The organism is Lysinibacillus sp. NPDC096418, from assembly GCF_044762775.1.
Classification (GTDB): Bacteria; Bacillota; Bacilli; order Bacillales_A; family Planococcaceae; genus Lysinibacillus.
The window spans coordinates 337,175-360,857 of sequence record NZ_JBIWEY010000001.1; the positions used below are offsets into that span (position 1 = coordinate 337,175).

The window sequence follows — 23,683 nt, forward strand, 5'->3', positions numbered from 1 at the left end:
AATTCTTAGCCTCCTTAAGCAGAGTAATCACGTTTACGTGGTGGGATTAATGATACGTCAACTTCTTGGTAAGTGATTGTTGGCTCACCAGTAGCTGGATCGAATTTCGCCATCGTTGTTTTTAAGAATTGCTCATCATCACGTTCTGGGAAATCTGGTTTGTAGTGTGCACCACGAGATTCATCACGTAATAAAGCACCTTTTGTCATTACTTTTGCAAGGTATAACATGTTTTTCAACTGACGCGTAAAGTGAGCACCTTGGTTACTCCATTTTTGCGTATCATAGATATTGATGTTTTCCCAACGCTCTTGTAATTCATTTAATTTAGCATATGTTTTTTCAAGACGGTCGTTATGACGAACAACTGTCATGTTGTCTGTCATCCACTCGCCAAGTTCTTTGTGTAGAAGGTAAGCATTTTCTGTGCCATCCATCTTCATGATAGCATCCCATTTTTCTTGCTCTTCTTTCACGCGAGCATCGAAGACTTCTTGTGGAGTATCTTCTGCATGCTTTTTAAGTGTTTTAACATAATCTACTGCATTAGGGCCGGCAACCATACCGCCATAAATAGCAGATAATAATGAGTTAGCTCCTAGACGGTTAGCACCGTGTTGTGAGTAATCACATTCACCTGCTGCAAATAATCCAGGAATTTCAGTCATTTGGTTGTAATCTACCCATAATCCACCCATTGAATAGTGAACTGCTGGGAAGATTTTCATTGGTAATTTACGCGGATCATCACCTACGAACTTTTCGTAGATTTCGATAATTCCACCTAATTTAATATCTAATTCATGCGGATCTTTGTGAGAAAGATCTAGGTATACCATGTTTTCGCCGTTGATACCAAGTTTTTGGTTTACGCAGACATCGAAAATTTCACGTGTTGCGATATCACGTGGTACAAGGTTACCATATGCAGGGTATTTCTCTTCAAGGAAGTACCAAGGCTTACCGTCTTTGTATGTCCAAATACGTCCACCTTCACCACGAGCAGATTCTGACATTAGACGGTTTTTGTCGTCTCCAGGAATCGCAGTTGGGTGAATTTGAATGAACTCACCATTCGCGTAAGAAGCACCTTGTTGGTAAACGATAGAAGCAGCAGAACCTGTGTTAATAACAGAGTTTGTTGTTTTACCGAAGATGATACCAGGGCCACCAGTTGCCATAATAACAGCATCCGCGCGGAATGACTTAATCTCTTCTGTACGCATATCTTGCGCTACGATACCACGACAAACGCCGTCTGGATCGATAACTACACCAAGGAATTCCCAGTGCTCGTACTTACTTACTAAACCAGCTACTTCGTGAGAACGAACTTGCTCATCTAGTGCGTATAGTAATTGTTGACCAGTTGTTGCACCCGAGAATGCTGTACGGTGCATTAACGTACCACCGAAGCGACGGAAGTCAAGTAGACCTTCTGGCGTACGGTTGAACATTACACCCATACGGTCCATTAAGTGGATAATACCAGGGGCTGCATCACACATACCCTTAACTGGTGGTTGGTTCGCTAAGAAGTCCCCACCATAAACTGTATCGTCAAAGTGAATCCAAGGAGAATCCCCTTCACCTTTAGTATTTACTGCACCATTAATTCCGCCCTGCGCACAAACAGAGTGTGAGCGTTTTACAGGAACTAATGAGAATAAATCAACTTCAGTACCAACTTCAGCTGCTTTAATCGTTGCCATCAGACCAGCTAAACCGCCGCCGACAACAATTACTTTGCTTTTCGCCATGATTATTTCTCACTCCTCTTTAAAAATTACAATGATTGCATAAGTTGCTAACTTTGCTTTTATACTACGAAAGCTAAAATAGCAGCCACACCAACTACACTTAAAATTACGAAAAGAATGTTAGTTACATATGTAGCAATCTTTTGAGACTGAGGAGATTGTGTAATACCCCAGCTTACTAGGAATGCCCATAAACCGTTTGTTAAGTGGAACGTTGCTGATAAAATACCAACGATATAGAATCCAAGCATGAATGGATTAGAAACGATTTCTTCCATCATATTGAAGTCTACGTCAGCTCCAAGCGCTTTTTGAATACGCGTTTGGAAGATATGCCATGCAACGAAAATCACTAGGAATACACCAGTAAAACGTTGTAATGAGAACATCCAGTTACGGTATGTACTAAAACGACCCGTATTTGGTGTAGCTGTGAATGCGATGAACACACCATAGAATGCATGGAACATTAATGGAATATAAATAATTACCCATTCCATTAGCAACAATAGAGAATGTGGAACTAATTCCATTACCCCCGTTGCATCATTGTAAGCCTCTTCACCACCTACAGCAGTGAAATTCAATGACAAGTGGAACACTAGGAACAGACCTACTGGAATCACGCCAAGTAGAGAATGTAAGCGTCGCCATAAAAACTCTCGATCTTTCGACAAGACTGTTACCCCCCTTAGTACTTAAAATATCACAATTAAAGAGTCACCATTTTGTAAATGATAGTTCATTGACTGTGTATTTCATCATGGTACAATATTATGACATGTTTATTGTACTCTCAAGAGCAACAAGCGTCAAGGTAACTTGGCTTTTTTCGCGTACCTCATTAAATGAGAAATACGGTTCTTTATGCTTATTTTTCGCTCGAAAAAACATTCATTAGTTAATATCAGTGGAATTATATGAAAATTCTAAGAAAGTAGGCTTTCTATGTTAAACAATCCAGTAAATACAATCTCTTCCTTTGGTTATGAATTAATTCGTGATCATGTTCTATCTTCTATACTAGGAAAACATGAAGATGACGTCCTTTATTGGGCAGGAAAAGAGCTTGCTCGTAAATTCCCTTGCAAAAGTCAAGAGGAAATTATCGCATTTTTCAATGATGCAAGCTGGGGAACGCTAACAATCGTCAAAGAATCTAGGGATGGCCGTATCTTTCATTTAACGAACGACCCACAGTTTTTACAAATTAACAATCGTAGTTTTAGACTTGAAGCTGGTTTTATAGCAGAGCAAATCCAGCATATTCAAGGCTATTTAACGGAGTGTTATGACGAAAAGCGCGATAAACAACAATTCGTCAACTTCACAGTCAAATGGGATGTCAAAGAGCGCATCTTAAATACAATTCCCGACAAGTAAACAAAAAAGGAGTGAAACTGGCCAAATTGGAAAGTGTCACTCCTTTTTATTGTCACTGTAACTTTCTTTCCGCTAATAGTACATCGAATAGCGAAATAAATGCCTCTAAAATATGTAGTGAGTGTTGAATCATTTCTTCTAAATTTATCATCGACAGCTCATTTACTAAGTTCTGTGCTGATAAATGCACTTTTGCATGTGGTTCCTCGATGTTGCGATATTCTCGTAAATGATTGTACTGGTCCAAATGAGTATAATACCATTGCCCGAGTGCGCATTGGTGATGTGTTTTTATCGTAGATTTACGTCCAGCTTGCTGCATTGTATGACGCAGGAAATTGGCGTGATCAATGAGTCTTGCTGCCAACTGACTTACAACAGTTTGTTCAGTTGGTTTTTTAATCGTCGGAGCAATGGCGTTTAACATTTCATCCACTTGACTTTTGATCACATTCGTAAAGTCACTTGTATGAGATAGTGTTGTTGTCGTTTGTGCTAAACGATCCACTGCTATGACATTCTCTTCAGAGGCTTCAGTCATTTGTTGAATACCGTAAGCAGCTTCTTCAATATTCTTACTCATTTCTGCTAGATTTGAAATATTTTGCTTCATACTACTTAAATAATCCACAAAATAATGTTCGACTTGCTTTATATTCTCTGTCGTATGATTTGTTTTTTCATCGATTATTTGGCGAATTGACGTCATCCCCGCTAATGAATCTTTTGAGCTACTCGCTAGTTTCCCCACTTCCATTGCGACAACACTAAAGCCCTTGCCATGCTCGCCCGCTCGTGCCGCTTCAATCGATGCATTTAATGACAGGAGTTGAGTTTGATCGGCAATACTTGTCACACTCAAACCTATAGTATTCATTTTGTTGAGTTCATTTTTCAAATCCTCGGTGGAGCTAGCCCCATTCCCTAATAATTTTTGAACGGTTTCCCCTTTAGCAATTGAAGCTTCCATTTCTTCAACTAGCTGGATGGAATGGCTTTTGATTTGCTGAATGTTACGATTGACGTTTTGTTCAACTGCCAGCATTTCCTCTGAATTCGATGACATTTCTTCACTCATCGCCGAAATATCGCCTACACTACGAGATACATCAAGAACTTTTAAGGCCGTTTGAAAATTAATTAATTCCATATGGGCTAATACAAAGTCTAAAATAGCATTTTTAATATCGACTATTTCTTGATCGATTTCTAATTCCAATACTCGTCTTTTCAATAGTTGTAACTCTTCATTATGATTACTCTCTACTGCTTCTTGCACAGGTTTATGAAACACGCTAAATAACGCCACACTATCCCTCCTATAATAATTTCTTAGCTGCTGAATATTTATTCTACGTTCTTCCAAAATGATACATATTGTCATTATAGCCCAACAAAAATGGACAAACTATTTTTTTATCGTAAAATTTAGTATTTCACGAATTTTTCAAATATAAAAAGCTATTATTCCGTTTGAGGAAATAATAGCTTTAACGTTATGCATGTAGCGCTTCTTCTAAATTGAATTCCTCATGTAATGCATTTGCAGCACGAATCATATCATCTTGTAGCACAACGACAGATACTTTAATTTCTGATGTACTCACCATCTTTACAGGAATGTCTTCACGGCGTAAACGATCGAACATGCGGGCTGCAACCCCAGGATTCGATGCCATTCCTGAGCCGATAATAGATACTTTCGATAAACCTACTTCAAAATCAGCAAAACTAAAACCTAGCGATAATTTACTATCCTCAAGCACGCGTAGAGTTTCTGCAAATTCGTCTTTCATAATTGAAAATGACACAGACGGTTTTACGCCATCAATAATTGCTTGTACAATGATATCGACATTAATGTGGTTTTCTGCAAGTGTCGTAAACATATCCGCTAAAGAAGCGTCAGAATAGGCATCATATCCAACCGTCAAACGGATAATATCTGATTCAAAGGCCACCCCACGTACTATTAAGTTTTTCTCCATTTCAACTTCCTCCTTTAATATAGTACCTTCTACGTCCATTACACTTGAGCGAATAATTACAGGCATTTGGAATTTTTTCGCTAGCTCCACAGCCCGTGGATGTAAAATATGCGAGCCTAGATTGGACAGCTCTAACATTTCATCATAAGAAATTTCTTTTAATTTTTGTGCGGCTGGTATGTAGCTTGGGTCAGCTGTATACACACCATCTACATTCGTATAAATATCTACTCGTTCAGATTTAAGGGCCGCGGCAATCGCAATCGCCGTCGTTTCAGCTCCGCCCTTCCCAAGCGTCGTAATATTCTGCTCTTCATCAATCCCTTGTTCACCGGCAACAACTACAATTTTGCCTTGAATAAAATGTTCTTCAATTCTTTTTACATCAATGTTTTCAATGCGTGCATTATGATGAACAGCATCCGTCTGCACGCCAGCTTGCCAACCTGTTAATGACACAGCATCATAGCCTGATTCCATGAGTGCCATCGCAAATAACGCACTCGTTAATTGTGAGCTAGTTGATAACAATACATCTAGCTCACGCTTCGACACATCATCTGATAACTCTCTCGCCATTCTTGTTAAATCCTTTGTCGTACGTCCCATTGCCGCTGTCACCACAACAACATCAAAACCACGATTTTTTTCAGCAATTACTTTTTTCGCTACTTCTTGTATACGTTCCGTTGATGCCGTCGCTGGCCCACCAAATTTCAATACGATACTTCCCATCTGCCATTCCTCCTCCATATTATTGATTCGTTTGAACGAAAAAAAGGCAGCCTTCACATAGCGTGAATAGCTGCCTGCAACATGTACAAATAAAAAGCTTGCTCATGTGTGATAGCTCTCCGAAACGTAAAGATTCGACAGTCTTACATCTCTTAAATGCAAAACCAGCACGACATCGGAAACAACGATGTCCTACTTCGGCAAGCTCCCCTTTCACACATTATCAACGGATTTGTTCATCCTCTAATGAGCTACTATTGAATCTTGCACCTCTATCATCACTAAAAATAGTGACTATTTAAATTATTTAATTGACCTTACCTTAGCACATGTCTATTCCTTTGACAATGCTTCCTGCTGAAAATACGCATATATGTTACTTGCTAGGTTAACAGGCATACCTGCTTCTTGAAGCTCAAGCTCACTAGCTTCACGGATTTTCTTGACCGAGCCAAAATGTTTGAGTAGCTGTTGTTTGCGCTTTGGTCCAACACCTTCAATCTCATCAAGTACAGACTGAATAGCATGCTTTTCATGTTGCTGGCGTAAAAACGTAATGGCAAATCGATGCACCTCATCTTGAATACGTTGCAGTAAATAAAATCCATCACTTGTTCTTTTCAATGCAATAACCTCAGGTGGCTCACCAAATAATAGTTGAGACGTATTATGCTTATCGTCTTTTGCTAAACCGGCAATTGGAATCGATAAACCGAGTTCATCTTCTAATACTTCCCGAGCAACTTCTATTTGCCCTTTCCCACCATCAACTAGCACTAAATCTGGCAGTGGTAGATTTTCTTTAAGCACACGTGTATAACGACGGCGAATAACTTCTTGCATTGCTCCGTAATCATCATGTTTGGCAGCAGTTCGTGTTTTGTATTTACGATATTCCTTCTTGGCTGGCTTACCATCAATAAAAACGACCATTGCCGACACAGCATCCGTTCCATGCATATGGCTATTATCAAATGCTTCAATACGTAACGGCGTAGCAATCCCCATCGCCTCACCTAGTGCCTCACAAGCGCCAATAGTGCGTTCTTCTTGTCGCTCAATGAGTTGGAATTTCGCCATTACCGCGATTTCTGCATTTTTAGTTGCTAAATCGACAAGCTCTTTTTTCTGCCCACGCTTTGGTGTTAGTACCTTTACCTCAAGTAATTCTGTTAATATAGCTTCATCAATTGCCTGCGGAACGAAGATTTCTTTTGGCTTGATGTGCTCCGGCTTTTCATAAAATCGACCGACAAACGTTAAAAACTCTTCCTCCGCATCTCTGTAAATCGGGAAAATAGAAACGTCACGTTCGATAAGTTTACCTTGACGAACAAAAAATACTTGCACACACATCCAACCTTTTTCAACTGCATAGCCAAATACATCACGGTTCGTCGTATCGCTAGAAACAATTTTCTGTTTCTGCATTACTGTCTCGATATGGGTGATTTGGTCACGAAATTCCTTTGCTCGTTCAAACTCCAAGTTTTCCGCAGCTGCAAGCATTTTCTCTTCAAGTTCTTTTTTTACTGTCTCGACACCGCCATTTAAAAACTTCGTCATTTCCTCTATCATATCCGTAAACACTTGCTGCTCAATGTCCTTCACACAAGGCGCTAAGCATTGCCCCATATGATAATATAAGCAAACCTTTGACGGTAGCTGCACACATTTGCGAAGCGGATATAAACGGTCGAGCAATTTTTTCGTTTCACTCGCTGCATAGGCATTTGGATAGGGCCCGAAATATTTCGCCTTATCTTTTTTGACTTTACGAGTTGTGATCAAACGTGGATATTTTTCATTCGTAATTTTTAAATACGGGTACGTTTTATCATCCGTTAACATGATGTTATACTTCGGATCATGTAATTTAATGAGATTCAGCTCTAGAATAAGTGCTTCTATATTAGACGATGTGACAATATATTCAAAGTCCTCAATTTCACTGACAAGTCGTTGTGTTTTCCCCTCATGTGTGCCAGTAAAATACGAGCGTACACGATTTTTGAGCACCTTGGCTTTACCGACATAAATAATAGTGCCTTGCCTGTCCTTCATCAAATAGCAGCCAGGCTGATCTGGTAATATTTCAAGCTTACGTTTGATTAAATCATTCATCGCCTACCTGCCTCCTTCATATTTCCTACTATTATACAATGTAAAAAAGCCAAGCACATCCTTAGATGGCCTGGCTCGGAAATATCTAGAATATTAAGCGTGTTTTGCGATGAAAGCTTCTAACGCTTCTTTTGGTTGGAAACCAACTGTTTTGTCGATTACTTCGCCATCTTTGAATAATAATAATGATGGAATCGACATAATTTGATATTGTGCAGCAGTACCTTGGTTATTATCCACGTCTACTTTCACGATTTTAGCAGCACTACCTGCAGCGTCAAGTTCTTCTAGAACTGGCGCGATCATTTTACATGGTCCACACCAAGTAGCCCAGAAATCAACTAACACTAAACCTTCTTTAACTTCTTCTTGGAAATTCGCGTCTGTTGCATGTACAATTGCCATTTGAAATCCTCCTTAAAACTAACTATATCTGTAGTATAGCATGTTCAAAATAACTTGAGCGAACAATCTGCCTGGATTGTATATTTTATCCTTTATCTGAGGAAACTGTCGAAAAGACGCTTTGATAACTTACTATTTCTCCTCATTTTGATGATGACGCCCGCTATATACATACGTTAATGTAATAAAAATATAAATGGCTAATGTAATTCCTGTGATAATAATCGACGTCGTGAAAATAATGCCGATTAAGATTGCTACTAACGCAATAATAGCTATCCAAGTTGTATACGGGTACCATTTCACCGCATAGGCACTTGTTTTTTCTGGTTGTATCTTCCGCGATTTCAAATGTGCAATCGCAATGATTAACCAAATAAATAATACGGTATACCCTAGTGAACCCATTAGGAAATCAAACGTTTTACTACCAGCAAATAAAGAAATAATTACGCCCATATATAAAGCTATCGTACACATCAATATCGCATATACAGGAACTCTCTTTTTCGATAAATGCGCGAACATTTTAGGAACACGGCCATCCACAGCTTGTGTGTACAGCACACGTGATGAGCCGTATAATCCTGAGTTCATTGATGAAATAATCGCAAGTATTACAACTGCATTCATAATATGGTCTGCACCAGGAATTCCTATCATTTTAAACACCATTACAAACGGGCTCTCCGCTACTCCATTTACTTCATTCCACGGAATTAAGCTAACAATAATAAAGAATGGTACTAAATAGAATGCGATGATTCGTAGCAATGTACTGCGAACAGCTTTCGGCACTACTTTTTCAGGATTTTTTGTTTCTGCTAACGTAATACCAATAATTTCAGTGCCTCCGTAAGAATAGATTACTACAAGCATTGCGGCAATTAAGCCTGTTGGGCCATTCGGTAAGAAACCACCATGCTCCGTTAAGTTTGAAAAACCAACAGCTGTATGATCACCAAATGTGAAAAGTAATAAAATGAACCCTGCTAAGATAAATACTACAATAACGGTAATTTTAATAAACGCAAGCCAATACTCCGTTTCTGCAAATACTTTCACGGATAATAAATTAATTACTGTAACCAATAGGGAAACAGATAATGCAAGTATCCAAATTGGATATTCCGGCAACCAATATTGAAGGAAAATCGCCGCAACCACTGATTCAGCTGCAATATTTAAAACCCACATCTTCCAATAAATCCAATCTAAAAAATAAGCGGGATATTTGCCTAGAATCGATTGTACTAAATCTCTAAATGTTCTTGCATCACTATTGCGGACTGCCATTTCAGCTAAACCTTGCATAACGAATAGCAAGATTACCCCACCTAATAAGTACGCAATCAGTACTGCTGGACCTGCCATGTCAATGGCTGCACTGCTTCCTTTAAATAATCCTGCACCAATGGCACCACCTAATGCCATCATTGTAATATGCCTTGAAGTCATTGTTCTCTGTAATTTCTGGTTGTCTTTTTCCATTTCCTTACCTCCTAAATTAAAAAGGGCATATCGTCTCTGCCTTCATCATCCGATGAAAAAAGAGACGATATGCCTTAAGCAAACCGCGGTACCACTCTTATTGGTTCTTCATGAACCCTACTTAAAAACCTGGTAACGAAGGTTAATCGTCAAAACAAACAAAATAGTCAGTTAATCTTATTTGCTTTACCACTCATAGGTAAGTTCAAAGTATTATTGGACTGCGTTGCACCAACCCGCAGCTCTCTTCACCAAATAATGAGCTTTTACTACTCCTAATCTTTGCGTTTCCTAAAACTATAGTTATAGCGTTCTAATTAATATCCATCACTTTACGAACCCTTTCTTCACCTCCTAAATTAAAAAAAGCATATCGTCTCTTCCTTCATCATCCAATGAAAAAAGAGACGATATGCCTTTAGCAAACCGCGGTACCACTCTTATTGGTTCTTTATGAACCCTGCTTAAAAACCTGGTAACGAAGGTTAATCGTCAAAACAAATAAAATAGTCAGTTAATCTTATTTGCTTTACCACTCATAGGCAAGTTCAAAGTATTATTGGACTGCGTTGCACCAACCCGCAGCTCTCTTCACCAAATAATGAGCTTTTACTGCTCCTAATCTTTGCGTTTCAAAATAAATTATATTCAAAAACTTTTAGTTAATATCCATCACTATACCGACTTACATTCTCAATGTCAACACTTTATTTTAAAATAGCAAATCCATTCGCAGTGAGGCCTGGTTTTCTTTGCATTAAAAAGGTTCATCAGCAAAAGGTGGGGCTGACATATTAAATAAAGCGTTTGTTGATTGGAGTGGAGCCAGCGTGACTCCTTGGGGATTAGCGTCACAGATAAGCCTCTGGAACGAGCGTAGCGAAACTGTGTTTTGTTGCGAAAGCAAAGCGTCAGCAACCAGTGAAGCCGCTTATCGGACGCCCCCAGGAAGCTCTTGCTCTGCGCGAAAGCGAAGCGTCAGCGGCAAAGCACGCTGGCGGAACGGAAATCAACCCCTTGTTATGGTGATAAGCCATAAAAAAAACAGGGAAGATAAATCCTCCCTGCCATTAAAAATTATGCATTTACTTTTAATGCTTTGAACTCTTGAATTAGAAGGGGAATTACTTCAAATAAATCGCCTACGATACCGTAGTCTGCAACTTTGAAGATATTCGCTTCTGGATCTTTGTTAATCGCTACGATTACTTTTGAGTTTGACATACCCGCTACGTGCTGGATTGCTCCCGAAATACCCGCTGCGATATAAAGGTCAGGTGTTACTACTTTACCTGTTTGACCAATTTGTAATGAGTAATCACAATATTCTGCATCACACGCACCTCGTGAAGCACCAACCGCTCCACCTAATAAGTTCGCTAGTTCTTTTAATGGCTCAAAGCCTTCTTCAGACTTCACGCCACGTCCACCAGCAATAACCACTTTTGCCTCCGAAAGATCAACACCTTCTGAAGCTTTGCGTACAACTTCTTTAATAATTGTACGTAGGTTCGTAATGTCTACAGTGATTGCAGATAAATCACCTGATTTACCTGTCGCTTTTTCTAAAGGTGCAATGTTATTTGGACGAATTGTTACAAACACAATGCCGTCTTTTACTTTTACCTTTTCGAAAGCTTTACCAGAGTAGATTGGACGGATGAAAACAGCATCATCACCAGATCCTTCGATAGACGTTACATCTGAAATTAAACCAGATTGTAATTTACTTGCGATTTTCGGAGATAAATCTTTACCATTCGCTGTATGACCAAAGACAAGTCCTTGTGGATTTTCTTGTTCAATAACAGCTAATAAAGCTTGGCCATAACCATCAGATGTATAGTCTTTTAAATGTGGGTGTTCCACTGTTACAACACGATCAGCACCATATTCAAATAATGGTCCAGCAAGGCTTGAAACTGCATCCCCTAAAAGTACACCTACAACTTCGCCACCATCAGCAATTTGTTTAGCTGCTGCGATTGCTTCAAAAGAAACGTTACGTAAGCTTCCTTCACGAACTTCACCTAATACTAATACTTTTTTTGACATAGTATATTCCCTCCGTTACCCTCTTAAATTCAATTAAAGTCGATGATTCCTATCATTTACGAAAAAGCGAAATTGCAGCTGTATTAAACTACTTTCGCTTCTGTGTGAAGTAAATTCACTAGCTCTTTTACTTGAGCAGAAAGATCGCCCTCTAATACGCGACCTGCAGCTTTTTGAGCTGGTAAGTAAATGTCGATCGTTTCGATTTTTACTTCTACATCATCTTCATCGATATCTAAATCATCTAATTCAAGCTCAGCAAGCGGTTTCTTCTTCGCTTTCATGATACCTGGCAAAGATGGGTAACGAGGCTCGTTTAGACCTTGTTGAGCCGTTACTAAAAGTGGTAAAGCTGTTTCGATTACTTCTGAATCACCTTCGATATCGCGTACGATTTTCGCAGATGATCCATCGATTTCAAGATTTGTAATTGTTGTTACGTAGTTGATGCCTAATAGGTCAGCAACGCGTGGCCCTACTTGACCAGAACCGCCATCAATAGCAACGTTACCAGTTAAGATTAGGTCAGCCTCTTTATCTTTTAAATACTCTGCTAAAATGAAAGCAACAGCATTTTGATCTAACTCATCTAAGTCGTCTTCTGTATTAATAAGAACCGCTTCGTCAGCACCCATTGCTAGCGCTGTACGCAGTTGTTTTTCAGCATCTTCGCCACCAATTGTGACAACCGTTACTTTACCGCCTTCAGCGTCACGCACTTGAATTGCTTCTTCAATTGCATACTCATCGTATGGGTTGATGATGAATTCAGCACCATCCTCTTGAATTTTACCACCCGACACAACGATCTTCTCTTCAGTATCAAATGTACGTTTAATTAATGCAAAAATGTTCATATATCCATACCTCCTGAAACGTTTTTTAATTTCTAAGTAAACTTGTAAATATTATATATATTCAGTGTCGGTGAACCCCTTTTCTTTATGCCAACGTCACTGATGTATAACTATTTGCCGGTAAATACAGGTTCGCGTTTTTCTATAAACGCTTGGATACCTTCTTTTGCATCTTCTGTCACGAACACAGTACCAAAGGATGCAGCTTCTGCTTGGATTCCTTCATGGAATGAAGCTGGTTTTGCATATTGAAGTGTTTCAATTGTTGTTTTAAGAGCAATTGGACTTTTCTTCGCAATTTTCTTCGCCAGTTTCAATGTCTCTTCCAGTAATGTCTCCTCTGCAAACGCACGGTTTGCAAGTCCCCATTGTACAGCTTCTATACCCGAAATTGGGTCACTTGTAAACATCATTTCAGCTGCTTTTGCAACTCCCACATATCGAGGTAAACGCTGTGTGCCACCGAAACCTGGAATAATTCCTAATTGTAATTCAGGTAAGCCTAATTTGGCTTTCTCTGTTACAAAGCGCATATGACAACTCATAGCAAGTTCAAGTCCACCACCAAGTGCGGCACCATGAATGGCTGCAATAACTGGTTTAGGGAACGTTTCTACACGTTCAAATACTACTTGTCCATGGTTTGAAAGCTTAGCAAACTCTTCCCCAGTTGCAACATCTGTAAACTCCTTAATGTCTGCACCAGCTGAGAAGAAACGTCCCTCGCCATGAAGTACAAGTACTCGAACAGCATCGTCGTTTTCTACTGCATCTAGTAATTCGTTGATTTCTGCAATCAATCCACCTGATAATGCATTAGCCGGTGGACGTGCAATGGTAACGATTGCTACCCCTTCTTCTACTTTCCACTTTAGAAACTCCATTTCTCCACATCTCCTTATGCTTTAATGCCGTTCAAGATTAGGTCTTGAACTTTCGGAACTTGCTCTAGTAGATCGTATCGATAATCATTCATCACCCAAGAAGTAATCATTTCATCGATTGTTCCAAACACCATTTGACGGGCCAGCCTTACGTCCATCGTCTGGTTAAACTCACCAGAAAGCATACCTTCAATTAAAATTTGATCGAGCAGTTTTAAGTATTCTCTTAATACTGCATTAATCTTCAAACGCAATGCCTTGTTGGATTGTCGAAGTTCTAATTGTGTGACGGTTGCTAAGTATCGATCTGTTACCAGAACATTAAAATGATTTTCAATCATTCGAGAAAGTTTGTCCTGAGACGTACTTCCATTTTCTATTATATCTTGTAATGACTCTACAAAAACAGCCATTTTTTCATTAAAGACAGAAATTAAAATATCTTCTTTATTTTTAAAATATAAATAGATCGTTCCGTCAGCTACTCCCGCCTGTTTAGCAATTTTCGATACTTGCGCTTGGTGATAGCCATTTTCTGCAATAACGATTACAGCTGCATCAATAATTTGCTTATATTTAGGCTTATCTCGTTTCATTTTTATATCACCACCTAGGAAAAAAACGTAAGCACGTTCTACAGCCAATGAAAAACCCAAAATGAAAGTCACCCCATCACTTTCATCCAAAGAATTAAAACGACCTCAAGGATGTAGCGTGATTACCTAGAAATTAAAAATATGAAAATATGAATGCTCATTCATATTTTCATATTATATTTAACATTATGACTTGTCAATACTTTATTACGTAGTTATTTCGCTTCTTTGCTCACCATTTTTGTTTTTTCTTCATCTACTAAAGTGCGGCGTAAAATTTTTCCTACCGCAGTTTTTGGTAGTTCATCACGGAACTCATAGTAACGAGGTACTTTAAACGCCGCTAAATGCTGACGGCAATATTTATTTAATTCGTCTTCGGTAATCGAATGTCCTTCTTTTAAAACAATATATGCTTTTACAGTTTCTCCGCGGTACGGATCTGGTATGCCTGCAACGACACATTCTTGAATTTCTTCCAGCTCATACAATACTTCCTCTACTTCACGCGGATAAATATTGAAGCCCCCTGCAATGATTAAATCCTTTTTACGGTCTACTACATAGAAGAAACCTTCTTCATCCATATAACCTAAATCCCCGGTTAAAAACCAGCCATCTGCAAAAGTTGCAGCTGTATCCTCCGGTCGATTCCAGTAACCTTTCATAACTTGAGGCCCCTTTACCGCAATTTCACCAACTTCTCCAACAGGTAACGGCTCAGTATCACCTGTACGTAAAATCACTGAATCGGTATTTGGCCATGGTAAACCAACTGAGCCGTTTATACGTTTACCCCAGATTGGTGTCGCGTGTGAAACAGGAGACGTTTCTGTTAAGCCATACCCTTCTACAAGCTTGCCGCCTGTTACCGCTTCAAATTGTTCTTGCACTTCTATTGGTAATGAAGCCGAGCCACTCAAACAAGCCTTTATAGAAGATAAATCATACTTCGTAATATCAGGATGATTTAATAGACCAATATACAATGTAGGTGCCCCTGGGAACAATGTCGGTCTTTGCTTATCAATTGTTTTCAATGTTGTTTCCGGATCGAATTTTGGTAATAGCACCATTCGATTGTGCGTAAATACAGATAACAACATGACCGTTGTCATTCCATACACATGGAAAAATGGTAAAACCCCCATAATCGTTTCTTCCCCACGCACACATTCATACATCCATGCATCACACATCGATGTATTAGCAATTAAATTTTTATGTGTCAACATTACACCTTTCGGGAAGCCCGTCGTTCCACCTGTATATTGCAGCAATGCAAGATCCTCTTCAAAATCAAAAGGCACATCAATCGTTTTTATCGGTGAAGATCTCATGATTTCAGTAAATAAATGATTTTGCCCACTATGCTCCACCTTCACACTAAAGCCATACTGCTTCTTTTGAATAAATGGATATACTAAATTTTTCGGGAATGGTAAGTAGTCTTTAATTCCTGTCACAATGACATTTTCAAGTGCAGTTTCCTTGAGGACCTTCATGACGCGTGGATACAAAATATCCATAACCAAAATAACCTTCGCACCCGAATCAGCCATTTGGTATTGGAGTTCCCGTTCTGTATAAAGTGGATTCGTCTGAACAACAACGGCACCAGCATACATTGCTCCGTAGTAAGCGATTACACTTTGTGGCGTATTAGGTAACATAATTGCCACGCGGTCACCTTTTTCCACCCCAAGAGACTGTAAATAATTGGCGAACCTAAGTGATGACTCGTAAAGCTCGGTATACGTCAAATCTCTGCCCATGAAATGAATGGCCACTTTAGCTGGATTCGCTTTATAGGCACGTGTCAAAAATTCTTGCACCGGAATTTCATCAAACGTTAAAGAAGGCGGTACTTCTTTAGGATAATTTGCTAACCATGGTTTTTCTGTCATACGTCCTCTCCCCCTTGTCCGAAACTTTGTAAATTCTTACCTTCATTATAATGAAAAGGAAATACACTTTCAAACACAAAAATAGAAAATAAATGCATTTTCGATTAATTATTATGCATTATTGAACATCTATATGAGCATTCAAAAATGCTAGGAAGTTCTATTTACCAATGAATACCTATTCATTTTCTTGTTATCTATGAAAGTTAAACTATCCTTATTCCTATTTTAGAAAAATAAAATATTTTGCATAGGTTACCAGGTTTCGAGGGAATATTGATGATTTTCAAGGGAGTTTTGTGCGAATGATTTCGTAGTGCTGCTAAAAAAGTGCAGTCAGAGAAGGAAGGTATATTACTTGAGCAGTTTGGAGATTACCTTTAGTGGGGTGAGCATTGACCTGAGCGATGTACTCCTTCACCTAATCGATGGACAGGAAACACCTCTCACACCTATAGTTGATATAACATCTGATTATTATGCCCCTTTTTCTGTGTACAATAATCTTGTAATAGCCTTTTCGTAATATGTCTATTTGAAAGCTCTAAAAAGTAACGTGCCGTTTCCGTATTAATATGGTCATTGATTAACATACGATAGTCTTGTAAAGCTTGATGATGTGCCGTTTTGTCATACATTTTGCAGTAAGGGCAAAACCAATTTTTCTTATTTCGAACAACCTTCTTTTGTATACAACGACGACAGAATACACCTTTTCTAATAACCAGGGGATCGATTTTGTAGTATGTGCAAAATGGGGGTATCTGATATAAACGATGACTTTCCATTAGGAGATTTCCAATTTTTTTAGATGGTATCTTCCTTTGTGACCGCTTGTTCATTACATGCTGCCTTAGAAAATAGAGCAATTCACGTATCATTAAAACTGGAAATTCCCCATCATCATATTGAATTTCGGCGTTATTAAACGGAAAAACGATAACCCCCGTTACATCAACATGGATCTGTTGCCGTTCAAAAAATTTACCCAAGCCAAAAACATATTCCTCAAGTTGAATTTCAGGATGATTGAAGATGTGCCGCTCTCCCGTCTCTAATGTACGAATCATCTGACGAGGCTTTATCTTCAATTGAATATTACCTTTAATATTTTTACTTTCAATAATCACAACATCATAAGGTGTAATCACCACAATATCTAGTTGTATAGGTATAGGCTCGGGTATAGTAACATTATGCAAAATAACAATATCTAATGTATACGACAACTTTTGCAACTGCTTTATAATATGGTGCTCTCCAAAATCACCGGCTTCTTGTTGCTGCAATTCATGGGAAAGTTTTGTATATAGCGGATGGCTCATTTCTAACCGTTGTAATAATGCGCCTAATCCTTTGACCATAAATGACTCCTCAAAAGGTTTTAAAATCATCCCCTCACTCCTTCTTTTTGCCTCGACTATAGCAAGTTTTTTTGCCCATGCCTATACCTTTTCCAAAACAAAAAATTTGCCCGTTTCAAAATAAAGATTTGATGAAATTTTAGTAAAACTTGTGGATAAGTGTGCTGATAATATTAAAGTTCAAGTGATTAGTAAACTTCACCCGAGCGTTCCTCTCCTACCCCTGAGCAGAATGTGCCTTCATCTGAGCGCACCTCTTCTACCCTGAGCGGAATGTGTCTTCATCCGAGCGCACTACTCCTACCCCCGAGCGATAAGTACCTTCACCCGAGCGCACCACTTCTATCCCTGAGCGAAATGTGCCTTCACCCGAGCGTACTACTCTTCTCCCTGAGCGGTAAGTTCCTTTTCACGAGCGATAAGCAACAAAGCATAATTGAACCAAAAAACGCATCCAAGATTTCCTCCTTGGATGCGCGGTACAGGCTAATTATTCATCATATAATAGACGCCGACTGCTAAAAATGCGATACATACGACGATTAAAATTTTCGCTAACTTTTCCATCTAGCTACACTCCTATGCGATACTTGCCCCAATGACGAATGACAAACCAACTGAAATGGTAAATGATATGAAGCCGACTGAACGATTGTCGTTGGCGATTTCTTCATCGACATTAAAGCGTGGCGTCATAAATTCAAATAAGAAATAGGCCACAATTAATAAAGTGAAACCAAAAAGACCCCATCCAATCATTTCGCTTAATGTATTATGACGTGCAATGGAATAGCGGAAAATATTACAGATCCCTAAAATTTTCCCACCTGTTGCGAGTGCCACAGCGACGTTGCCTTTTTTAATTTCGTCCCAATTTTTATATTTCGTAACGACTTCGAATAATGCCATTGAGACGACTAAACATAATACAACAACACTAAAATACCCTGCCGTTTCGACAATCGGATAGCGCCAAAAACTAGAATCTAGCATTTTCTCAGTCCCCTTTACCGTAATGATGTTTTGTTATTACACTATTTCACTTATTTCAATTCAACAACCGTCACGCCAAAGCCACCTTCACCTGCTTCACCAAATCGGAAGGACTTCACACGTTTATGTTTTTTCAAATAGCCCTGAATTCCTTGACGAAGCGCACCTGTGCCGACGCCGTGAATAATTGAAACGCGACCATAGTTGGCTAGTAACGCATCATCGATATACTTCTCTGTTCGAATCAGTGCGTCCTCATAGCGTTCCCCGCGTAAATCTAATTCTAATTTCACATGACTACTACGATTTTTCACACCTGACATACGTTGTACAGGCTCTTTTTCTGGTTTGATGTATTCAATATCGCTATCGGCAATTTTCATTTTTAGGATGCCCATTTGAACAACCCACTCGGAATCAGATATTTTTTCTAGTAAAGTACCTCGTTGTCCATAGCTTAACACCTTAACTTCGTCGCCGACAACTAAGCTTTGTGCACGCGCTTTTACTTGTGCGGCTTTTTTCAGTACTTTGTTGTCTTCAAGTGGTGCGGCTTCTTCTAAACGTTTACGTGCTTCAATGAGTTCGTGTTCTTTAACTACCTGATTAGCATTTTTGCGCATTTCACGCAGCTCTGCAATAATCGACTCCGCTTCTGCTTTTGCTTCATCGACAATTTTGCGCGCTTTTTCCTTTGCTTTTTTCTCGAGAGCTTCTTTGCGCTCATCGTAGGCTTGTAGTTTTCCTTGTAGTTCCTCACGTAATGCTTCTGATTCTAATAATAACGCATGAGAACGTTCAGCATCGTCTTCTGATTGACGGCGAGACTCTTCAAGTGAGGCAATCATCGACTCGACTTCATGACGGTCCGTACCTGTGAAGTTTTTCGCACGGTCAATGATTGATTTAGATAAACCAAGTCTGCTTGATATTTCGAAAGCATTCGAACGCCCAGGCACACCAATCAGTAAGCGATATGTCGGACTCAACGTTTCAATATCAAATTCGACACTTGCATTTGCAACACCTGGGCGGTTGTAGCCATACGCTTTTAGCTCTGGATAGTGCGTTGTTGCCATTACACGTGCACCTCTACCGTGCACCTCATCTAAAATAGAAATCGCTAGAGCAGCACCTTCTTGTGGGTCTGTTCCTGCACCTAATTCATCAAATAATACGAGTGATTCATGATCGAATTTTTGTAGAATATCAACAATGTTCACCATGTGAGAAGAGAACGTTGAAAGAGATTGTTCAATCGATTGCTCATCACCAATATCCGTGAATAATTGTTCAAACACAGCTAGCTCTGACCCATCTAATGCAGGTACTGGTAGACCAGCCTGCGCCATTAACGTGCAAAGACCAACTGTTTTTAATGCAACTGTTTTACCACCCGTGTTTGGCCCTGTAATCACGATTGCCGTAATGTCCTTGCCAAATTCAATGTCATTCGGAACTGCTGTTTCAATTGGTAACAATGGATGGCGTGCACGTACAAGACGAATATAACCATCTTTATTCATTTTCGGCTTCGTGCATTTATTCGCTTGACCGTATTTACCTTTTGCTAAAATCACATCGATTTCACCTAATATTTTAACGAGGTTGAAGAGATCAGGTGCGACTTCCTCCACCATGGCACTCAGTGCTAATAAAATGCGCTCAATTTCAGCTTGTTCCTTCATTTTAAGGCGATGAATTTCGTTATTAGCTTGTACTACTGAATCTGGCTCGATAAATAATGTTTGACCGGAAGAAGATTGGTCATGCACGATTCCACCATAATGATAGCGGTATTCTTGTTTAACTGGAATAACGTAGCGGTCATTACGAATCGTGACAATTGCATCGGAAAGCATTTTTGATGCATTACTGCCTCGAGTTAAGCTCTCCAGTTTAGATTTTACTTTAGATTCTTCTGAACGTAGAGATTGACGGATTGTACGTAGTGTTTGACTCGCTGAATCTACTACGCCACCGTTGTCATCAATACAGTTATTAATTTCATGCTGTAAACCTGTTAATACAGGCATTGATTCTTTTTTAGCGATAAAAAGCGGAATGTCAATCGCTGCTTCTGCATCTATATCTTCAATGAAATTTCGAAGAATGCGGCTTGCACGAATCGTACTCGACACTTCCATTAATTCCATTGCGGACAGCATCCCACCAATTTGGGCACGTCTTGCCGCTGGGCGCACGTCGAAAATGCCGCCTAATGGTACATTACCTTTGACACGTAAAATGGATAAGCCCTCATCCATTTCATCTAATAATTGTACTACTTTTTCAAAGTCCGTTTGTGGCACAAGCTCATCAATAGCAGACTTCCCGATAGAAGACGTACAATGTTTTGCCACCAGCTGACGGACCTTATTATATTCTAGTGTTTTCAATGCGCGCTCTGCAATCATCGAGAACACCTCCTCAACCTATTTATTTCGTCGAATGAACGCCTCGAACTGCTCTGGCGTCCATGTATTTACAATCATATCTTTTTTCAGCCAAGCCTTATTGGCATAACGAACACCAATATCCATAAAGCGTAGTTGGTCGATTGCATGTGCATCTGTGTTGATAGCAACCGGTACACCTGCAGCTACTGCCATTTCTAAATGTTCTACACATAAATCTAAACGATATGGATTGGCATTTAACTCTAAAATTTTACCATATTCTTTAGCCCATGTAATGAGCTGTTCCATATCTGGATTATAGCCAGCACGGTCCTCAATAATTCTACCAGTCGGATGTGCAATCATATGGACGTATGGATTTTGCATCGCTGTGTGCAGTCTCGCCATAATTTTATCTTGTGATTGCGTAAAACTTGAATGAATTGAAGCAATGACAAAATCTAACTTACGCAATACGTCATCCTCAAAATCTAACGTGCCGTCCGGTAAAATATCCATCTCTGTTCCAGCATATAAATGAAAGTCAGGATGTGCCTCATTAAACGCGTCGATCTCCACTCGTTGCTTTTCTAAACGCTCTGGCGTTAAACCATTCGCCACTTTTAAATACTGTGAATGATCCGTGATAACACTATAGCGATAGTCACGTTCAATTAGCGCCTCACCCATTTCAGCTACCGAATATGCACCGTCTGACCATGTCGTGTGCATATGTAGATCTGCCACTATATCCTCTAGTTTCACTAATTCAGCAAGTTCCTCTGTACGATCAAATTCCGTCGAACCTGTTCGCAAGCTTGGCGGGATAAACGGTAAACCAAAGTGATTAAAGAATGCTGTTTCATCTGTAAATGTTAATACAGAGCCGTCTTCTTGCTCGACACCGTATTCACTAATTTTCTCGCCGCGCGATTTCGCAATTTGGCGTAAGCGCACATTATGATCCTTAGAACCGGTAAAATGATGTAATGCCGTAGCATACTCCGCATCTTTCACTAAACGGAAATCCACGCTCACTGGTTCATCACGATCTAAAATAACAGAAATTTTCGTATCACCTGCAGCCACTACCTCTTTTATAACTAACTCACTGAGTAACCTTTCACGTACTGCCTGGGCATCCTCTGTTACAACAATGAAATCGACATCCTTGCTTGTTTCGGCGGCACGACGGAAGCTTCCTGCTACAGAAAAACGCACTACTTCCTTCATACTACTGAGAAGTGCTTCAATTTGTAAAACGACAGGCTCTAGTTGCCAAATTGGCAGACGCTCTGAACGATTCGCAAAATTGGCAAGTTCCTTTAAAATCTTCTCTTCTGTTTTCGCTGCAAAGCCTGCCAACTCACGTACTTTTCCAGCCTCACATGCGGCCTGTAGACTCTCCGCAGAATCTATCCCAAGCTCTTGATGTAGTTTTGCGATCTTTTTGCCACCTAATCCTGGGAGCTTTAATAATGGGAGTAACCCTTTTGGTACAATCTCTTCTAATTCTTTCAGTAGGCTAGATTCACCAGTTGCGATTAAATCTTCAATCACTGCCGCTGTACCTTTACCGATGCCTTTTAGCTTTGTCACATCATCCATTTCACTTAAAGAACGCTCATCCGCTTCAAGTGCTCCAGCCGCTTTACGAAAAGCAGATATCTTGAATGGATTTTCGCCCTGTAATTCCATATATAAAGCAATTTTTTCGAGTGTCCGAATAATTGTTTTTTTGTTCATGTAAAATTCCTCCTATCGTAAAAACACTTCCCTCAGGTGCAGAGAGAAGTGTACAGTTTGCTATTGCATATAAATATACCACCAATTTTGGAACATCTTCGTAATAATCGGTGTATGTTCCAAAATCAAGCCTGACAACAGTGACTTCGACATTAAATTTTGAATTGGTTCGATTGGTAACAGCGCTAGCACATAAAATGCGATAAACATGAGTAAATAATACTCAACCATACCAAGTAACCCACCAAGTATACGATTTAATGATTGCAGTACCGGTAAATAAGCGATAAAATCAAAAATTGAAGCTACAATTTGTAGTGTTATTTTCACAGCAAAGAAAATCACCGCGAACGCAACGATGCGGTAAAATGTGTTATCTAAGTCCAAACTATCTATCACAACACCCAGACTTCCGCCTTCAGCTACTCCTGGATACGGCACCCAGAACACAAATTTATTTGCCAGTGGCTTATAATAAATGTACGCAACAATCAATGCAATCACAAAGCTAAGCATATGCATACTCTGCACAATTAAGCCTCGTTTTGCACCAACTATCAGTCCAACAAGTAATATAAATAATATGATTAAATCTAGCATTCACTTCAACCCTTTAACTTTTTCAATTCTTCTTCTAATTCTTCCATTTGTTCCTTTAGTAGCAAATAATCATGAACCGTATTTGCAGCTGTTAGGACGGCTAATTTTGTACTATCAAGTGATGGATTATGTATGTTAATCTCGCGCATACGATCATCTACAATCGAAGCAACGAGCCGCATATGTCCAATTGATTCTGTGCCGACCATTTTATAAGTTTGCCCATATATTTCTACAGAAATTCTGTTTTTTTCTTGATTTTCCATAGCCGCACCCTCCAATAAAATCTATTCGCTCACGATTTTAACTGTGAAGTGAACAATATTTTTACCATCACATACAAAAAAGCTATTTCTTATCATACCATGAAAGGTATAAAATTGTGAACAACGAGGA

General features: G+C 39.4%; 19 protein-coding genes, 1 riboswitch and 2 other annotated features. Of the genes, 1 reads left to right on the forward strand and 18 read right to left on the reverse strand.

Annotation, left to right across the window (positions count from 1 at the left end):
- Positions 1–14 precede the first annotated feature (14 nt).
- Positions 15–1,760, reverse strand: a complete 1,746-nt coding sequence (sdhA, locus tag ACIQZG_RS01615) for a succinate dehydrogenase flavoprotein subunit (protein ID WP_402753403.1) — start codon at positions 1,758–1,760, stop codon at positions 15–17.
- Positions 1,761–1,819: 59 nt separating this feature from the next.
- Positions 1,820–2,437 (reverse strand): succinate dehydrogenase cytochrome b558 subunit, encoded by a 618-nt coding sequence (locus tag ACIQZG_RS01620; RefSeq protein WP_402753404.1) that lies wholly within the window; start codon positions 2,435–2,437, stop codon positions 1,820–1,822.
- Between the two features lie 271 nt (positions 2,438–2,708).
- Here ACIQZG_RS01620 and ACIQZG_RS01625 point away from each other — a divergent pair, with 271 nt between their 5' ends.
- On the forward strand, positions 2,709–3,143 hold the full coding sequence (locus tag ACIQZG_RS01625) for a YslB family protein (protein ID WP_402753405.1): 435 nt from the start codon (positions 2,709–2,711) through the stop codon (positions 3,141–3,143).
- Positions 3,144–3,195: 52 nt separating this feature from the next.
- On the opposite strand, the gene ACIQZG_RS01630 is transcribed toward ACIQZG_RS01625, so the two are convergent.
- The 16 genes from ACIQZG_RS01630 to zapA all read right to left on the reverse strand — a co-directional run bounded on the left by ACIQZG_RS01630 (position 3,196) and on the right by zapA (position 23,553).
- Complete coding sequence (locus ACIQZG_RS01630; protein WP_402753406.1) at positions 3,196–4,452, reverse strand: methyl-accepting chemotaxis protein; 1,257 nt, start codon at positions 4,450–4,452, stop codon at positions 3,196–3,198.
- 187 nt (positions 4,453–4,639) lie between these two features.
- The gene (locus ACIQZG_RS01635) at positions 4,640–5,866 is read right to left on the reverse strand and encodes an aspartate kinase (protein ID WP_402753407.1); all 1,227 of its coding nucleotides are present in this window, start codon (positions 5,864–5,866) and stop codon (positions 4,640–4,642) included.
- Between the two features lie 104 nt (positions 5,867–5,970).
- Positions 5,971–6,149: riboswitch (Lysine riboswitch) on the reverse strand.
- Positions 6,150–6,199: 50 nt separating this feature from the next.
- Positions 6,200–7,990 (reverse strand): excinuclease ABC subunit UvrC, encoded by a 1,791-nt coding sequence (gene uvrC / locus ACIQZG_RS01640; RefSeq protein WP_402753408.1) that lies wholly within the window; start codon positions 7,988–7,990, stop codon positions 6,200–6,202.
- Between the two features lie 93 nt (positions 7,991–8,083).
- On the reverse strand, positions 8,084–8,395 hold the full coding sequence (gene trxA, locus ACIQZG_RS01645; RefSeq protein WP_402753409.1) for a thioredoxin: 312 nt from the start codon (positions 8,393–8,395) through the stop codon (positions 8,084–8,086).
- Positions 8,396–8,527: 132 nt separating this feature from the next.
- Entirely contained in the window at positions 8,528–9,886 is a 1,359-nt protein-coding gene (locus ACIQZG_RS01650) for an amino acid permease (RefSeq protein WP_402753410.1), read from the reverse strand.
- Between the two features lie 57 nt (positions 9,887–9,943).
- Positions 9,944–10,178 (reverse strand) — a binding site (T-box leader).
- Positions 10,179–10,286: 108 nt separating this feature from the next.
- Positions 10,287–10,521: a binding site (T-box leader), on the reverse strand.
- A gap of 442 nt (positions 10,522–10,963) precedes the next feature.
- Positions 10,964–11,941: an electron transfer flavoprotein subunit alpha/FixB family protein gene (locus ACIQZG_RS01655; RefSeq protein WP_402753411.1), complete on the reverse strand. Its 978-nt coding sequence runs from the start codon at positions 11,939–11,941 to the stop codon at positions 10,964–10,966.
- A gap of 83 nt (positions 11,942–12,024) precedes the next feature.
- Positions 12,025–12,798: an electron transfer flavoprotein subunit beta/FixA family protein gene (locus tag ACIQZG_RS01660; protein WP_402753412.1), complete on the reverse strand. Its 774-nt coding sequence runs from the start codon at positions 12,796–12,798 to the stop codon at positions 12,025–12,027.
- A gap of 110 nt (positions 12,799–12,908) precedes the next feature.
- A complete protein-coding gene (locus ACIQZG_RS01665; RefSeq protein ID WP_402753413.1) occupies positions 12,909–13,682 on the reverse strand; it encodes an enoyl-CoA hydratase in 774 nt (257 codons plus the stop codon).
- A 14-nt stretch (positions 13,683–13,696) separates the two neighbouring features.
- Positions 13,697–14,278, reverse strand: a complete 582-nt coding sequence (locus ACIQZG_RS01670; RefSeq protein ID WP_402753414.1) for a fatty acid metabolism transcriptional regulator FadR — start codon at positions 14,276–14,278, stop codon at positions 13,697–13,699.
- Between the two features lie 215 nt (positions 14,279–14,493).
- Positions 14,494–16,185 (reverse strand): AMP-binding protein, encoded by a 1,692-nt coding sequence (locus tag ACIQZG_RS01675; RefSeq protein ID WP_402753415.1) that lies wholly within the window; start codon positions 16,183–16,185, stop codon positions 14,494–14,496.
- 452 nt (positions 16,186–16,637) lie between these two features.
- The gene (locus tag ACIQZG_RS01680) at positions 16,638–17,579 is read right to left on the reverse strand and encodes an NERD domain-containing protein (protein ID WP_402753416.1); all 942 of its coding nucleotides are present in this window, start codon (positions 17,577–17,579) and stop codon (positions 16,638–16,640) included.
- 549 nt (positions 17,580–18,128) lie between these two features.
- Complete coding sequence (locus tag ACIQZG_RS01685) at positions 18,129–18,542, reverse strand: DUF350 domain-containing protein (protein WP_402753417.1); 414 nt, start codon at positions 18,540–18,542, stop codon at positions 18,129–18,131.
- A 50-nt stretch (positions 18,543–18,592) separates the two neighbouring features.
- Positions 18,593–20,959: an endonuclease MutS2 gene (locus ACIQZG_RS01690; RefSeq protein WP_402753418.1), complete on the reverse strand. Its 2,367-nt coding sequence runs from the start codon at positions 20,957–20,959 to the stop codon at positions 18,593–18,595.
- Positions 20,960–20,977: 18 nt separating this feature from the next.
- Positions 20,978–22,687, reverse strand: a complete 1,710-nt coding sequence (polX, locus tag ACIQZG_RS01695) for a DNA polymerase/3'-5' exonuclease PolX (protein ID WP_402753419.1) — start codon at positions 22,685–22,687, stop codon at positions 20,978–20,980.
- Positions 22,688–22,747: 60 nt separating this feature from the next.
- A complete protein-coding gene (locus tag ACIQZG_RS01700) occupies positions 22,748–23,287 on the reverse strand; it encodes a CvpA family protein (RefSeq protein WP_402753420.1) in 540 nt (179 codons plus the stop codon).
- A gap of 5 nt (positions 23,288–23,292) precedes the next feature.
- Positions 23,293–23,553 (reverse strand): cell division protein ZapA, encoded by a 261-nt coding sequence (gene zapA, locus ACIQZG_RS01705; RefSeq protein ID WP_402753421.1) that lies wholly within the window; start codon positions 23,551–23,553, stop codon positions 23,293–23,295.
- Between the last annotated feature and the right edge of the window lie 130 nt (positions 23,554–23,683).

Bases quoted from the DNA above. Each gene is read 5' to 3' on its own strand.
- sdhA (WP_402753403.1), bottom strand. From the start codon at position 1,760: ATGGCGAAAAGCAAAGTAATTGTTGTCGGCGGCGGTTTAGCTGGTCTG.
- ACIQZG_RS01625 (WP_402753405.1), top strand. From the start codon at position 2,709: ATGTTAAACAATCCAGTAAATACAATCTCTTCCTTTGGTTATGAATTA.
- ACIQZG_RS01635 (WP_402753407.1), bottom strand. From the start codon at position 5,866: ATGGGAAGTATCGTATTGAAATTTGGTGGGCCAGCGACGGCATCAACG.
- uvrC (WP_402753408.1), bottom strand. From the start codon at position 7,990: ATGAATGATTTAATCAAACGTAAGCTTGAAATATTACCAGATCAGCCT.
- trxA (WP_402753409.1), bottom strand. From the start codon at position 8,395: ATGGCAATTGTACATGCAACAGACGCGAATTTCCAAGAAGAAGTTAAA.
- ACIQZG_RS01650 (WP_402753410.1), bottom strand. From the start codon at position 9,886: ATGGAAAAAGACAACCAGAAATTACAGAGAACAATGACTTCAAGGCAT.
- ACIQZG_RS01655 (WP_402753411.1), bottom strand. From the start codon at position 11,941: ATGTCAAAAAAAGTATTAGTATTAGGTGAAGTTCGTGAAGGAAGCTTA.
- ACIQZG_RS01660 (WP_402753412.1), bottom strand. From the start codon at position 12,798: ATGAACATTTTTGCATTAATTAAACGTACATTTGATACTGAAGAGAAG.
- ACIQZG_RS01665 (WP_402753413.1), bottom strand. From the start codon at position 13,682: ATGGAGTTTCTAAAGTGGAAAGTAGAAGAAGGGGTAGCAATCGTTACC.
- ACIQZG_RS01670 (WP_402753414.1), bottom strand. From the start codon at position 14,278: ATGAAACGAGATAAGCCTAAATATAAGCAAATTATTGATGCAGCTGTA.
- ACIQZG_RS01675 (WP_402753415.1), bottom strand. From the start codon at position 16,185: ATGACAGAAAAACCATGGTTAGCAAATTATCCTAAAGAAGTACCGCCT.
- ACIQZG_RS01680 (WP_402753416.1), bottom strand. From the start codon at position 17,579: ATGATTTTAAAACCTTTTGAGGAGTCATTTATGGTCAAAGGATTAGGC.
- ACIQZG_RS01685 (WP_402753417.1), bottom strand. From the start codon at position 18,542: ATGCTAGATTCTAGTTTTTGGCGCTATCCGATTGTCGAAACGGCAGGG.
- ACIQZG_RS01690 (WP_402753418.1), bottom strand. From the start codon at position 20,959: ATGATTGCAGAGCGCGCATTGAAAACACTAGAATATAATAAGGTCCGT.
- polX (WP_402753419.1), bottom strand. From the start codon at position 22,687: ATGAACAAAAAAACAATTATTCGGACACTCGAAAAAATTGCTTTATAT.
- ACIQZG_RS01700 (WP_402753420.1), bottom strand. From the start codon at position 23,287: ATGCTAGATTTAATCATATTATTTATATTACTTGTTGGACTGATAGTT.
- zapA (WP_402753421.1), bottom strand. From the start codon at position 23,553: ATGGAAAATCAAGAAAAAAACAGAATTTCTGTAGAAATATATGGGCAA.